Origin of the sequence: Pseudaestuariivita atlantica (assembly GCF_001205715.1) — a bacterium.
In the GTDB taxonomy this organism is placed as follows: domain Bacteria; phylum Pseudomonadota; class Alphaproteobacteria; order Rhodobacterales; family Rhodobacteraceae; genus Pseudaestuariivita; species Pseudaestuariivita atlantica.
Genome location: NZ_AQQZ01000055.1, coordinates 1 through 457 on the forward strand (window position 1 = coordinate 1; position 457 = coordinate 457).

Genomic DNA, 457 nt, shown 5'->3' on the forward strand with positions numbered 1-457 from the left:
GAGATACGACTATAACAACTGACCTGCCCCCCGAAACTTCCCTCGTTCTAGCGTAGAGTTTGCTCAACCTTTTGAAGGAGCAAGCGAATGCGAAAGAGCCGATTCACCGAGGCGCAGATCATCGGGATGATCAAGGAACAGGAAGCCGGGATGCCGACGGCGGAGGTGTGTCGCAAGCACGGTCTCAGCCAGGGCACGTTCTACAAATACAAATCGAAGTACGGCGGCATGGAGGTGTCCGACGTCGCGAAGCTGAAGGCGATGGAAGACGAGAACGCCAGGCTCAAACGCCTGCTGGCCGATACGATGCTGGACAATGCTGTTCTGAAGGATCTTCTGGGAAAGAACTGACGACGCCGAACGAGCGGCGAGAGGCAGCGCTGAGGGCGATGCGGGATCACGACATCTCGCAACGCCGGGCCTGCCGACTTGTCGGTGTCGATCCGAAGACGGTCCG

At 58.2% G+C, this 457-nt stretch carries 1 pseudogene; it reads left to right on the forward strand.

The features are described from left to right. Nucleotides 1-87: 87 nt before the first annotated feature. Nucleotides 88-457, forward strand: a pseudogene (locus ATO11_RS21070) (transposase); the annotation flags it as partial.